A 12501-nucleotide genomic window follows, 5' to 3' on the forward strand; every position below is an offset into this window, starting at 1 on the left:
TGCAAGCGCCTATCCACCCATAATGATGTTTAAAATCCTAATTCTTCAGGCTTGGTATGCGCTTAGCGATGAAGCCTTAGAAAAACAAATTGCTAGAGATTTAATGTTCAGACGCTTCATTGATTTAAGTTTAAGCGAAGCAGTGCCAGACCATTCCACCATTTGGCGTTTTAGACAATTACTCAATACTGAAAATTTGCTAGAAGCACTACTAGAACAAATCAATCATCATTTAGAACAAAACAGTATTATTGTTTCTCTAGGTTCAATCAACATTATTGATGTCAGCGTCATTGAAGCTAAGCAATCACGCAAACGCAAGGGTAGGAATGGCAATAACACTCAAGATCCTGAAGCCGACTATAATGTCAAAATAGCCACTGATGGTAAACGAAAAACCACCTACGGCTATAAAATGCACGCCAATACTGATGAAGATGGTTTTGTTAAAAAGATGACTTACACCCCTGGCAATGTTCACGACTCAAAGGAGTTTGACAAATTGCTTGGTATCAACAAGCACAAGAATAAGAATAAGATAAAAACCTGTGGTGAAGTTTATGCCGATAGTGCTTATGCTAACAAGAAAAACGATGAAAAACTTGGTAAACAAAATAACAAAGTTCTACACAGGGCTTACAGAAATACACCACTTACAGACAGACAAAAACAAGAGAATAAACAACGATCATCCATTCGCTATATTGTTGAACGCACTTTTGGCTTACTCAAACAACATCATGGATTAGCCAAGGCAAGATACCTTGGATTAGAAAGAAACAAAACTAGAGCGCAACTTATTGCCATGAGTCACAATCTTAAAACTGGGATGAATATTTTTAAACAAATGCGAAGTCTAGGGGATTGTTACGCCCAATGAGTGGGAGAGGACTAAAAATAGGGAAATAAAGCAATAAACAGCTGGGAAAATAAGGTTTTTTTTGGACTTTATGAAAAAATACAGGTAGTTTTGAAAATATTTTTGAAAAAATCTAAAAATTGAAATTAGGGTGGAGAATTATGAGTTATGCAAAAGTCTCTTTTAAAGAAAAAACCTTGTTAATCCCCCAAGACAATGAAAAACAAATACAAGAAATAACGCATGATTGGTTTGCGTTTGAGAAGTTTTACGGCACCAGCGAAGAAAAGAAGTTAATCGATCTTATTCATACAATTATTGATGATATAAACAATGACTATGAGAATGTGTATCTAATTAGAAATGAGCGGCATTTTGCCTTGTATGATTTTGCGCAAGGTAGAAGGTTTGAACCTGATTTTGTGTTGCTTAGTCAAAACAAAAATAGCCAATGCCATTATCAATTTTTCATAGAGCCTAAGGGCAAGCACTTGCAACAAATAGATAAATGGAAAGAGGATTTTTTACTGGAAATTGAACGAAATCATCAAGCGTTGATAGGGGTAAATAGTGCAACGACTTATAGCAACGATGAATACAAGATTATTGGTTTAGAATTTTATAATCATGACAATGAAAACCATTTTAAATCAAGCCTGACAACACAATTAGGAGCAAACAATGTCATATAGCATTTTTACCAAAAAAATTAGCGACACCTTAGCCGAACCCATGTTTTTCGGTAATTCCGTTAATGTGGCGCGTTTTGATAAACAAAAATTTGAAATATTTGAAAAACTAACAGAGAAACAACTTTCTTTCTTTTGGCGACCTGAAGAAATTGATGTAACTAAGGACAAGATAGATTTCAACAAATTATTACCCAATGAGAAGCATATTTTTATTTCTAATTTGCAATATCAGATCTTGCTCGATTCTGTACAAGGTAGAAGTCCTAGTATTGCCTTTTTGCCAATTGTTTCTCTGCCAGAAGTAGAAAACTGGATTGAGACTTGGTCGTTTTCTGAAACCATTCACTCACGCTCTTATACCCATATTATTCGTGCGATTGTAAATGAGCCAGGTGTGGTGTTTGATGACATTATGAAAACCGATGAAATTATTAAGCGCGCTGAAAGTGTTTCTGAGAAATACGATGAATTAATTAAATACACACAAGCTTATCTGCTTCACGGAGAAGGGGGCTTAACGGTAGATAATAATGCAGGAGTGGATTTATACCGCTTGAAAAAGAAGCTTTACCTAACTTTGGTATCGGTAAATATTCTCGAGGCCGTTCGTTTTTATGTCTCATTTGCTTGCTCATTTGCCTTTGCTGAGCGCAAACTCATGGAGGGCAATGCCAAGATTATCAAGATGATTGCCCGCGATGAGGCGTTGCATCTAGTTGGGACACAACATATGCTTAATCTGATGGGCAGTGGCAAAGATGACCCTGATATGCAAAAAATCGCTCAAGAAAGCAAAGATGAAGTGATTGATATGTTTAAAGAAGCTTGCGAACAAGAAAAAGAATGGGCAGAATACTTGTTCCGTGATGGCTCTATGATTGGACTTAATGCTGAGATTCTTAAACAGTATTTAGAATATATTACCAACATTCGTATGAATGCCATAGGGCTTAAGCCAATATTTGAAGACCGTGTTAACCCACTCCCTTGGATTAATCATTGGTTAGACTCTGATAGCGTTCAAGTTGCACCACAAGAAACAGAAATCACCGCTTATTTAGTGAGTGCGATTGACAATAATATGGCTGTTGATGACGCTGATTTTGGTGATTTTAAACTTTAAGAAAGAAGCCTTTAAATGTTTAAAATCGATGTTGACAATATCAATGGCAAAACTGAGTCGCTGTATGTGTTTGGCAAACAGTCCATTCTTACTGAGTTAGAAGACAATCAAATAATACTTAATCACTCTTGCCGACAAGGGCATTGTGGCCTATGCATACTGCAACTACTCTCGGGTGATGTCATACATCAAGACTGCTTGGTGCCACTTTCACAAGGAGAAATTTTAGCTTGTCAGGCTAGACCACTTAGCGATATTAAAATTGGCATACGAAATTTTTAGTCTAATAAATACGCCAAAACCTCATCTGAATTTCCTTTGAATGCCACTCTGTTCATTTTTTTCTTGATTTGATAATCATACATCGGGTCATAATAATTCACCAATAATTCTTCTACCACTGGGTAAAAATCCTTATAGTCGCCCTGCTCTTTGTATTTTAATAGCGCATTATTCAGCGATTTTAATAAAACTTTATAACGCTCTAAGCCTAAGCGCTTTTGAATTTTTTCCAAACTTCTTAGCCAATACTGAGCAAAGTTATCAAAACCCTTAATGCTGTCTTGCATAATAAAATCGTTGTGCATATTAATAACATAGGCATCCATGGTGATTTTAAGGCGCTGCTCAATATTGACTTCTAATAAGATAAGTTCGGCTTGTTTGGTTTTGGCTTGTACACAATCTGGGATATGCACGGTACCTATATTTGAGCCTTCGTCTTCAAACAACAAGGTTGTTTTGTGTTGTTTTTTAATCAATTCAACCGCCAAAGCATTTTCAAAATTAATCTGTGTAGGCTGTGGCGTAGTAGCATTACCAAAGGCGGATCCACGGTGGTTTGCCAAGCCTTCCAAATCAATCATATTGTTAACTTTGTCAAGTAACAAAGTTTTGCCACAACCCGTTTGCCCGCCGATCACAATCGGCGTGATTTGCTGCATAATTCTATTGGTTTCATCAATAAGAAATCTACGCAATGCCTTGTAACCACCTTTGATACGAGGGTAATTAACACTAGAAGCTTCGTAAATCCATTGTTGCGTGATTTGACTACGCAGACCACCACGAAAACAATAAAGCGCACCATTTGGGTTGTTTTTGATGAATTGTAGCCATGCTTCTATGCGCTTATTTTTGACATCACCTTGCACCAATTTGTGTCCAAGTTCAATGGCTTGTGCCTGACCTTTGTTTTTATAGCAAGTGCCTATCTTCTCGCGTTCATCATTACTCATCAAACTAAGGTTTTGCGATTGTGGAAAAGCACCCTGTTCAAACTCAATTGGTGCACGCGTATCAATCAATGGTGTATCAGTGGTGAATAAGCGCGTGAAGTCGGTTATTTGCGTCAACTCAGACATTAATTTGTATGATGGATTTGTTGTTATCGTTCTCAACAATCTCACCAATAGCCTCTAAGTCAAAGCCTGATTTTTGCATCACTTGGCGGAATTCAGATTCGCCACTATCGGACACCATAATCAATAAGCCACCGCTAGTTTGCGGGTCGCAAATAATAGATTGCACTTCATCATTCATTGCGCTTAGATGGTGGCCATAACTGTCAAAATTACGCTGCGCACCCCCTGGAGAGCAGCCATTGGCTAAATAATTTTGAATATTTGGTAAGATTGGCACCTTGTTGTAATTAATCGTTGCTGAAACTTTTGAACCCAGACAAACTTCTGACAAATGCCCACCCAATCCAAATCCAGTTACATCGGTAATCGCATTAATGCCATCAATTTTTGCGATTTTGCTGCCAATATCATTAAGTTGACACATTGTATTAATAGCGCATTTTTCATCTTCAGGTGTAATTTTCTTTTGTTTTTGTGCGGTGGTTAAAATACCAATGCCTAAGGGTTTGGTGAGATATATCTTGTCCCCTACTTTGGCAGTAGAGTTTTCCTTTAAGTGCTTAATTGCTACTTTGCCTGTTACCGCTAATCCGAAAATTGGTTCAGGTGCATCAATACTATGTCCGCCTGCCAAGGTAATACCCGCATCAGCACAAACCATGCGACCTCCTTCAATCACTTGCTGTCCAACTTCAGGGGGTAATTTGTCTAATGGCCAGCCAAAAATCGCAATTGCCATCAGTGGCACACCACCCATGGCATATACATCGCTAATCGCATTGGTAGCTGCGATACGCCCAAAGGTAGTTGGGTCATCAACAATGGGCATAAAGAAATCCGTAGTGCTGATGATTGCCTCACCATTGCCTAAGTCATACACAGCAGCATCATCACGAGAATGATTGCCAACTAATAAATTGCTATCGTGCATTTCTTCCACTGACGATGCTAAAATCGTGTCCAAAACTTTGGGTGATATTTTGCAACCGCACCCTTGTCCATGGCTGTATTCAGTCAATTTAATCATGGCAATATTATAACAATCAATTTAAAAGGTTACTCACCCAAAGGGTCATGACTGGATTGAATAACATTAATAACGGCCTTTTTGTTAATTTTGTGCGTCCCGCTTTTATAAAGGTTGGCTTCTAATTGTTGCAGTATAGACTCTAACGCATTTAAATTAAGTGGCAGTAATAAGTCAAATAAGGCTTTATCGCCTTTGCTGGATTTGATTTGCTTGATTAAATCTTGATTTTTTTCTGGCGTTGGTTTGCTGTTAAGTTTTATACCTAAAAAACTAATAAGCGCACCAATGATAAGCCCGAACAAAAGGTAATAATATTTTAATTTATTGTTAAGTGGCGTTTTGTTATCAGGCTTTGCCACGGTTTCAGTTGTTGTTATGATAGGGTTAGTTTTGTCAACTTGAATGTTAATGACTTGGGTGCGAATGGTTTTTTTGGTTTGAGTTTTTTTGTCAAAATAATCCAATTTTAGACTGGGTATAATGAAATTTTGCCCACCAACAATGGCAAATTTTTGTTGCCAACCTTTGTAACTGCTTACTGCATCATCGCTATAAATAGTGGCGTTATCAATCTCAATTTTAAAGTCTTCAATGTCGTCAAAATTACCTTCACCAACAATATTTACTGTTAAATTAACGGCTTCCCCTTGTTTGACTTGGGTCTTATCAACGGTGGCTTTTATACTAAAGTCGCCAAAGATTCTAAGGTCGTCTGGTAGGGGCTTTACTGTGAGCGTCAAGGCGTTTGAAAATATTTTTTTCTGTTGCCTGTTTTGCCCTCTATCAAAGAAACCACTAAAAATATCCCTATTCTGGTTGCCAATAGTGGCGACCAAACTTGGAATATAAAGAGTGCCAAAATTATTTGCATTAATTCTGTAACTCAGCGTTTGAACATTATAATTTTCATCAGCAATACGACTTACTCCTTTATTTTCTGTAAATGATAAACCTTCTGCCTCGGGCGTAGAAAGCATAATCTGACTAATGCGTGGCAAAGATTTTTTTGCTTTAAAAGTGATGTTTAAAGTAGCGGTGTCTCCCAGAAAAAAAGTTGTTTTATCCGTCTTGATTTCTAGAATATAGTCACTCCCTGCCTTGGCCTTGGTTGGCTTTTTGTAAGTTATTTTTATGGCTTGGGTGGTTTGTTTGACACCATCTACTATCAATGTGTAAGCTGGAATTTGCAGGCTTTTTAAAGGTTTAAAAGTGTAGGACTTGCTATTTTGTATGGTACGCCTAGTATTGACAATACTCATACTTTGCGCATTACTTGTGCCTAAAACAGGGTACCCTGCAATATGACTAATTGCAGGAAACACAACCTTATCACTATCGGCATTCAAAGTTAAGACAATATCCTCTCCCGGATAAAACCATGTCTGATTAACGCTGGCTGAGCTGAGTGCAAAAATTGGGGTACTGAGTAGTAAAAATAAACTACCAAAGATTTTCTTTATCATCATTATTATTATTTTGTTTATTGAGTGGAATAAGCAGGGTTCTGAGATTTTTCTCAAGAGATTTTTCCCATCGCTGCTGTTTAATGGCATCCAATTTTTTCTCTTGTTGCCGTTGTTCTTTTTCGCTGTCTTTCTTACCTTTATCTTTGCGCGCTTTATTGTCTTTTTTATTGTCTTTTTGTTTTTTTTTCTGATCTGAATCGTTATGCTTCTTGCCGTTTTTTTTATTGTTTTGCTGTTGTTTTTTCTGATCTGAGTCGTTACGCTTCTTATCGTCTTTTTTACTGTTTTGCTGTTGCTTTTTTTGTTTTTGGTCTTTGCCTTTGTTCTCTTTACTCTTTTTCGATTGCTGGTCTTTTTTGCGCTTGGCTTTTTGCTGTTTTAGCATTTTTAAATTAAACAAGGTATCTGCATCTTGTTTTAATTTTAACGCCGCTTTGTAACTGTCAATCGCCTCATCAATTTTCTTTAATTTAGCATAAGCATTGCCAGTATTGTACAAACGATTAAAATCCAACTTTTTTTGCTTGACGCTTTGATATTTTTCCAGCGCTTGCTCGTATAAACCTTGCTTATAAAGGCTGTTTGCTTGGTTTAGGCGTGCAGCGTCATTATCAATATTGGCAAACTCTTCTGTAGCCGCTTGATAGTCTTGTTTTTGGTAAGCACTATTGGCTTGCTTAATGTGCACAAAATCTAGCAATCCTGCTTCCACACTCATTGACAATAATACGAAAAAAATAAATTTCATAGTTTTCTGGGTAAGGAAAAAAAGGCAAAAAATAACAATACTAAGGCGAGCAACAAAGGGTAGTAAAACAATTGGCGTTTTTGATTAATTTTCACTTCTTTACTATTATTGTGTCGATTAAAAGTATGGATAAAATTTGACAAGTCATTATTATTTAAGGAATATTTTAAATACTTTCCATGCGTTTGAGTTGCCAATGTGCCAATGTTTGGATTTTCTTTAACATGAACAATATTTCCATTTGGGTCTTTTAAAAGCCCATTTTCAGTACGAATACTACCACCACTCTTGCTGGCAACATCAAAGATAAAAATTTGTAAATTGTGCTTTGTTGCATACGCAACAGCTTCTTTAAAATTATCGTCATCACCGCCATCGGTTAACAGCAATATTTGTTTGCTTTTTGTCTTGCCTGTCAACTCATTGGCAGCTTGCAATAAATTGAGTATGTCGGTGCCCTTGAGGTTAACCATATCCGTGCGTAAGTTTTTAATTAAAAACTTAAGACTAGAGAAGTCATCTGTCAAAGGCGAAACTAAAAAAGTCTGACTGGCAAACCCTAACACGGCAACACGCCGAGCATTAATTTTATCCAAACTGTGTAACAATTTATTTTTTACAAATTCAAAACGGCTCGGGTAAATGTCATTTGCCAACATAGAATATGACATATCCATTGCCACCACCAAATCACTCAAGTGTTTTTTTATCTTAACCTCGCCCTTGTCGAGAGTTGGCTGACTCAGTGCCAATAAAATTAAAATAATAGATAACAATAGCAACTTAAGGCGTGTTTTTAAACGCATTCCATACTTATCTAAACTGATTTTCTCCAGCACTTCAGGGGCAAACAAAGCCTCAAGATTGCTTTGCTTGTGGTGAATAAAAAACCACAATATAGCCACTGGAATGAGGGCGTAAAGTAATTCTATTTGTTCAAAATCCATGTGTTTCTCTGCCAAAAATAAAGAAATAAAAATATTAACGCCAAACCTAAGGGATAGTGAAAATAATAAGTTTTCTTTTCGTATTTATTGATGTTTATTTTACTTTTTTCTAATCGATTGATTCGTGCATAAATGTCTTTTATACCTTGAATACTATTAGCTGAGAAAAATTCAGCACCCGTCTCTTGTGCGATTTCCCTTAGAACCTCGGCGTTAAAATCTCTTTCGCTGCCAATACCAATTGTATACACTTTTATTTTGTTATTTTTTGCCTGCTTAATTGCCACATCAAGTGGCACACTGTTTGCGTTATCCTTACCGTCTGTAAGTAAAACGGCAATTTTTTCTTTCGATTGAGAATCTTTAAAAAGCTTTGAGCTTAAAAATAAAGCCTCATAAAGTGCTGTTTTTCTTTGCCCAGCAACACCTACATTGATATGACTGAGAATTTTAATAATGCTTTTTTTGTCGTAAGTAAATGGAACGGCAGTATAAGCAAAATCTGCAAAAATACTCAACGCTAATTTATCGGTTTTACGCTGTTTAATGAAATCTACCAAAATTTTCTTCACAATTTTAAACTTGTTGTTTTCTTCCATTGACCCTGAGGCATCTAAAATTAATGAAATTTCGTAGCCTTTACTATTGTCAAGCGCTATGTCTTTAGTTGTAATCGGACTGGCAAGAGCGACAATAACCAAACCAAGGGCTAAAAATTTGAGTACATTGCGTAACAATTGCTTAGATTTTGCAATGGTTTTCAAGCTGTTGCTGTAGGGAAAATAAATAGATAATTTTTTCTCTTGGCAAAAAAACAAGCAAGCGAATGCAATAATAATAAGCGCCAGCACAAAGGGATATTCAAAACTAAACATGAAGAAAATCCTTGATTTTTTTAATTAAATCGGGTTCTAATTGCGCCACTTTTTCTTTATATTTATAGGCTAATAATGCTGTATTGATTTTCTCAAAATCGACTGCATTGTTATCATTCACCAGCACATTGGCATAACGACTGAATGTATAAGCTGTGAGCTTACTGTCGTTAAAATCAAGGTTTTTAAGTAGGTTGAGTGCCTTTCTTTTTTTATCATTACGGCGTTTTAATTGAAAATTTTTCCAACCAAAATATCCTGCAAGCAACGCCATCAACAACACAACAAACAATAAAACCAATAGATAAGTAAAGGAATGATCTGCAATGTCAACCAGTGGTTTAATGTCTTTTAAAGTATCCATAATTATTGTCTTAAGCGCCCTCCCTTCACTTTAAAATTTGCGAAAGTTTGACAAAAACATCATCGTTGGTGTAGATTTTACCCACATTGATTTTATGTTGAGCAAAATGCAAATAACGCTTATCGTCCTCAATTTTTAATTGAGATTGATATTTTTTTGCTAATTTTTTATCAAAATCCACTTCAATACTGCTGTTATTTTGTGCATTTTTCAAACTTAATTCTGTGCCAAAAATTGGTAACTCTTCTAATGGGTCACGCACTATTATTGCATTTATTTGGTTTTTATGGGCAACCCTACTATAATCACTAGACTGATAAAAATCACCAATAACAAAAACCAATGATTTTGCCTGCTGAACCAAATAAGTGCTCAGTGTTTCTGGGTTTATTTGTATTTTTAACAAGTCAAAATTTAGCAGTGCTTCAATTGCCAACAGCAAACTACCCATATTATTGAGTTGAAAAATTTGCTGCTCATCGTTAAAGAAAAACACCAGTTTTGTTTGGTTCTTTTGTTGTATAGAAGAATACGCCAAATGTGCGACAATCTCGGCAATTAACTCATTTTTCAAACGCACAGAACCAAAATGTAGGCTACTGGAAAGCATTACGCAAATGACCACATTAATTTGCCTGTCCTCGTTAAAAACATTGGTTTGTAATTCACCCGTTTTGCCACTGGCAGAAAAATTTATTTTGCGAATATCATCACCTGCCTGATAGGGGCGAATTTCGCAAAAATCCAAACCATCACCTCGCATTTTTGACAAATGCTCCGCCGACTTTTGGGTAAAAACATTCTTCTTAGCGTGTAATATTATTTCTTGTGCTGACATCATAATGATAAAAAAACCTTGGTTGATTTATGGCACTTGAATTGCCTCAAGTATCTGTTTAATAATGGCCTCAACACTCATATTTTCAGCCTGCGCCTGATAACTTAAAACAATTCTGTGTTGTAGCACTTCTGTTACTACACTGGCAATGTCAAGCGGTGTCACAAAGTCATTGCCCCGTATTAATGCCTTAGCACAACTGGCTTTGTATAAATCAATACTGGCTCTTGGGCTAGCGCCAAACTCAATATAATGTTTGATTGAATCCAAGCCATAATCTTGCGGGTAACGGGTTGCAAAAATTATTTTTAATATATAATTTTGCACCGCATCATCCACATGAATCTTCTCAAACTGCTGTCGAATATCGACAATATCTGCTATATCTGCCACTTGCTCAACCTGCTCAAAGCCATTAATAGCAACTCGTTTAACCACTTCCAATTCTTCTGCCAAAGTATTATAATCAAGCACTGTTTTGAGCATAAAGCGATCAAGTTGTGCTTCTGGCAATTGATAGGTTCCCTCTTGCTCCACTGGATTTTGGGTTGCCATAACCAAAAAAGGTTGATCTAGCTTAAAACTTTCATCGGCAATCGTCACCTGCCTTTCTGCCATTACTTCAAGCAATGCCGCCTGCACTTTGGCAGGTGCACGATTGATTTCATCAGCCAACAATAAGTTGGTGAAAATCGGCCCTTTTTTAACGCTAAACTCCCCTGTTTTTGGGTTGTAAATTTGTGCACCTGTTAGGTCGCTGGGTAGTAAATCTGGCGTAAACTGAATGCGTTTAAACTGAATCCCTAAGGCTTTAGACAAAGTATTAATTGCCGTGGTTTTTGCCAATCCTGGTACGCTTTCAACCAAAATATGGCCACCGGTAATCAGTCCAATTAACAAATGATCAACCAGATCTTCTTGTCCAATAATGACTTTTTGTATTTCTGTTTTAAGTTTTTTTATCATAGCGCGTATGCCTCCTCTAACTTTTTGTAAAATTGCTTGGGGCTGAGATTAGGGTGTGCTTCCATCAGTTTAAAAGCCACCACATTATCTTCAACGCCCCCCCATAATTTGATATAAGTGCCGTCTTTATAACCGTGATCTTGTCTAAAAGTATTGAGTTGGTTTTTTATTAAATAACGCTTATAAAGTTCTGTTACATCCATATTCATTGTTGCCAGTGCCTGAAAGAAAAGCCCTGTAATTTCATACAAGCTATTTTTTGATTTATCCACATTGGCACTAGCGGCAACGGCGATCATTTTTTCTAAAATTTCCACAGTGAGTTCCGGATTAACCTCTCTTTCAGGTTGTATATCGGCATAAGCCTCAGCAAATTGTGTGTCGCCAAAATGAATCGCCTCGGACATAATAAAGTGCCAAATATCCACCAGCTCAACTTTAGCGTTATCTAGGTCTGGTTCACTTTCAATGTTTTTCCAATGTTTCCAGTTAAACGAATCAATCGCCTCAGCAGCTTCCATATAAATGCAGCGAAGCCATGAAATTTGTCGCCCTTCTTTGGTAGCACCTTCGGTCCAAATAAGCCCATTGGTGGCATCATTAAGTTTTTGCTGCAACTCAAACATTTGTTTAATTTGATTCATAAATAAGACTTTACAATGATATGAAATTTATTGGGCACATTATACAATTTAGCATGCGTAAAAATCAATTAATTAGTCGCCCCTTAAAAACCACCCCAAACCAAACCAACCCCCCCATTTTTCCAACCATCTAAATCAACAAAACTGCTTTTTATCCAGCACCACAAAAAACCTTAGGTATTTTACAAAAAATAAGCCCAGTTTTTGCCAAAACAAAAAAATAGTGGCTATCACCAGCCATTTTCTCAAATTCCAAGCACAGGCAGCCATTAAAACATTAATCTCATCACCAACTTGCCCTTTGAGTAGGTTTCTAGAGAGTCTAAAATCTGATTTAAGATGTCCGATAATCGGCTCAATCGCTGCGCGTCTTTTACACAGTTTGCGCTTTTTGTCTTGTTGATAACGATTGTCTCGCTTAAGGGCTTTTTTAGGCAAAATGATGTTTGCACCGAGCACTACCTTTGCACCAACATAGCCTCGGTCGCATACCGCTTGTTTGATGGGTTTGTTTCTGTTGCTATTAGCATGGCTTATGGCAACATTTAAGGTTTTTGAGTCGTGAATATTTTTATCATGACTGGC

Annotated in this window: 14 protein-coding genes and 1 pseudogene (1 of these 15 running past the window's edge); 4 read left to right on the forward strand and 11 right to left on the reverse strand. The window is 36.7% G+C overall.

Annotation, left to right across the window (positions count from 1 at the left end):
- From BHECKSOX2_RS10030 to BHECKSOX2_RS10045, 4 genes and pseudogenes are all read left to right on the forward strand, one after another.
- Positions 1 to 880 (forward strand): annotated as a pseudogene (locus tag BHECKSOX2_RS10030) (IS5 family transposase) (it extends 190 nt beyond the left edge of the window).
- Positions 881 to 1020: 140 nt separating this feature from the next.
- Positions 1021 to 1551 carry a hypothetical protein gene (locus BHECKSOX2_RS10035; protein ID WP_139683456.1) on the forward strand — a complete coding sequence of 177 codons (531 nt, stop codon included), beginning with the start codon at positions 1021 to 1023 and terminating at the stop codon, positions 1549 to 1551.
- Positions 1541 to 2674 carry a class Ia ribonucleoside-diphosphate reductase subunit beta gene (gene nrdB / locus BHECKSOX2_RS10040; protein WP_090714280.1) on the forward strand — a complete coding sequence of 378 codons (1134 nt, stop codon included), beginning with the start codon at positions 1541 to 1543 and terminating at the stop codon, positions 2672 to 2674. The genes BHECKSOX2_RS10035 and nrdB overlap by 11 nt, the downstream gene beginning before the upstream one ends.
- Positions 2675 to 2689: 15 nt before the next feature.
- Complete coding sequence (locus BHECKSOX2_RS10045) at positions 2690 to 2956, forward strand: 2Fe-2S iron-sulfur cluster-binding protein (protein WP_090714283.1); 267 nt, start codon at positions 2690 to 2692, stop codon at positions 2954 to 2956.
- Here BHECKSOX2_RS10045 and mnmH read toward each other — a convergent pair.
- The 11 genes from mnmH to BHECKSOX2_RS10100 form a co-directional block, all read right to left on the reverse strand.
- Positions 2953 to 4038 carry a tRNA 2-selenouridine(34) synthase MnmH gene (gene mnmH / locus BHECKSOX2_RS10050; protein WP_139683457.1) on the reverse strand — a complete coding sequence of 362 codons (1086 nt, stop codon included), beginning with the start codon at positions 4036 to 4038 and terminating at the stop codon, positions 2953 to 2955. The genes BHECKSOX2_RS10045 and mnmH overlap by 4 nt on opposite strands.
- A complete protein-coding gene (gene selD / locus BHECKSOX2_RS10055; RefSeq protein ID WP_139683458.1) occupies positions 4031 to 5065 on the reverse strand; it encodes a selenide, water dikinase SelD in 1035 nt (344 codons plus the stop codon). Before selD ends, mnmH begins: the two co-directional genes overlap by 8 nt.
- A 29-nt stretch (positions 5066 to 5094) precedes the next feature.
- Positions 5095 to 6531 carry a BatD family protein gene (locus BHECKSOX2_RS10060; protein WP_180323770.1) on the reverse strand — a complete coding sequence of 479 codons (1437 nt, stop codon included), beginning with the start codon at positions 6529 to 6531 and terminating at the stop codon, positions 5095 to 5097.
- Positions 6509 to 7282, reverse strand: a complete 774-nt coding sequence (locus tag BHECKSOX2_RS10065) for a tetratricopeptide repeat protein (RefSeq protein WP_139683460.1) — start codon at positions 7280 to 7282, stop codon at positions 6509 to 6511. The genes BHECKSOX2_RS10060 and BHECKSOX2_RS10065 overlap by 23 nt, the downstream gene beginning before the upstream one ends.
- On the reverse strand, positions 7279 to 8229 hold the full coding sequence (locus BHECKSOX2_RS10070) for a vWA domain-containing protein (RefSeq protein ID WP_180323771.1): 951 nt from the start codon (positions 8227 to 8229) through the stop codon (positions 7279 to 7281). Before BHECKSOX2_RS10070 ends, BHECKSOX2_RS10065 begins: the two co-directional genes overlap by 4 nt.
- The gene (locus BHECKSOX2_RS10075) at positions 8211 to 9104 is read right to left on the reverse strand and encodes a vWA domain-containing protein (protein ID WP_139683462.1); all 894 of its coding nucleotides are present in this window, start codon (positions 9102 to 9104) and stop codon (positions 8211 to 8213) included. The genes BHECKSOX2_RS10070 and BHECKSOX2_RS10075 overlap by 19 nt, the downstream gene beginning before the upstream one ends.
- Positions 9097 to 9468, reverse strand: a complete 372-nt coding sequence (locus tag BHECKSOX2_RS10080) for a hypothetical protein (protein WP_139683463.1) — start codon at positions 9466 to 9468, stop codon at positions 9097 to 9099. The genes BHECKSOX2_RS10075 and BHECKSOX2_RS10080 overlap by 8 nt, the downstream gene beginning before the upstream one ends.
- Before the next feature lie 25 nt (positions 9469 to 9493).
- A complete protein-coding gene (locus BHECKSOX2_RS10085) occupies positions 9494 to 10309 on the reverse strand; it encodes a DUF58 domain-containing protein (protein WP_090717001.1) in 816 nt (271 codons plus the stop codon).
- Positions 10310 to 10333: 24 nt separating this feature from the next.
- On the reverse strand, positions 10334 to 11272 hold the full coding sequence (locus BHECKSOX2_RS10090; protein WP_180323772.1) for an AAA family ATPase: 939 nt from the start codon (positions 11270 to 11272) through the stop codon (positions 10334 to 10336).
- Entirely contained in the window at positions 11269 to 11916 is a 648-nt protein-coding gene (locus BHECKSOX2_RS10095; RefSeq protein ID WP_090717005.1) for a dUTP diphosphatase, read from the reverse strand. The genes BHECKSOX2_RS10090 and BHECKSOX2_RS10095 overlap by 4 nt, the downstream gene beginning before the upstream one ends.
- Before the next feature lie 135 nt (positions 11917 to 12051).
- A partial coding sequence (locus tag BHECKSOX2_RS10100; RefSeq protein ID WP_139682054.1) for a transposase occupies positions 12052 to 12501 on the reverse strand: 450 nt, incomplete at its 5' end.

Source organism: thiotrophic endosymbiont of Bathymodiolus puteoserpentis (Logatchev) (genome assembly GCF_900127505.1).
Classification (GTDB): Bacteria; Pseudomonadota; Gammaproteobacteria; order PS1; family Pseudothioglobaceae; genus Thiodubiliella.

What these genes read in the sequence shown, in the direction of transcription:
- BHECKSOX2_RS10035 (WP_139683456.1), top strand. Translation starts at nt 1,021, where the DNA reads ATGAGTTATGCAAAAGTCTCTTTTAAAGAAAAAACCTTGTTAATCCCC.
- nrdB (WP_090714280.1), top strand. Translation starts at nt 1,541, where the DNA reads ATGTCATATAGCATTTTTACCAAAAAAATTAGCGACACCTTAGCCGAA.
- BHECKSOX2_RS10045 (WP_090714283.1), top strand. Translation starts at nt 2,690, where the DNA reads ATGTTTAAAATCGATGTTGACAATATCAATGGCAAAACTGAGTCGCTG.
- mnmH (WP_139683457.1), bottom strand. Translation starts at nt 4,038, where the DNA reads ATGTCTGAGTTGACGCAAATAACCGACTTCACGCGCTTATTCACCACT.
- selD (WP_139683458.1), bottom strand. Translation starts at nt 5,065, where the DNA reads ATGATTAAATTGACTGAATACAGCCATGGACAAGGGTGCGGTTGCAAA.
- BHECKSOX2_RS10060 (WP_180323770.1), bottom strand. Translation starts at nt 6,531, where the DNA reads ATGATAAAGAAAATCTTTGGTAGTTTATTTTTACTACTCAGTACCCCA.
- BHECKSOX2_RS10065 (WP_139683460.1), bottom strand. Translation starts at nt 7,282, where the DNA reads ATGAAATTTATTTTTTTCGTATTATTGTCAATGAGTGTGGAAGCAGGA.
- BHECKSOX2_RS10070 (WP_180323771.1), bottom strand. Translation starts at nt 8,229, where the DNA reads ATGGATTTTGAACAAATAGAATTACTTTACGCCCTCATTCCAGTGGCT.
- BHECKSOX2_RS10075 (WP_139683462.1), bottom strand. Translation starts at nt 9,104, where the DNA reads ATGTTTAGTTTTGAATATCCCTTTGTGCTGGCGCTTATTATTATTGCA.
- BHECKSOX2_RS10080 (WP_139683463.1), bottom strand. Translation starts at nt 9,468, where the DNA reads ATGGATACTTTAAAAGACATTAAACCACTGGTTGACATTGCAGATCAT.
- BHECKSOX2_RS10085 (WP_090717001.1), bottom strand. Translation starts at nt 10,309, where the DNA reads ATGATGTCAGCACAAGAAATAATATTACACGCTAAGAAGAATGTTTTT.
- BHECKSOX2_RS10090 (WP_180323772.1), bottom strand. Translation starts at nt 11,272, where the DNA reads ATGATAAAAAAACTTAAAACAGAAATACAAAAAGTCATTATTGGACAA.
- BHECKSOX2_RS10095 (WP_090717005.1), bottom strand. Translation starts at nt 11,916, where the DNA reads ATGAATCAAATTAAACAAATGTTTGAGTTGCAGCAAAAACTTAATGAT.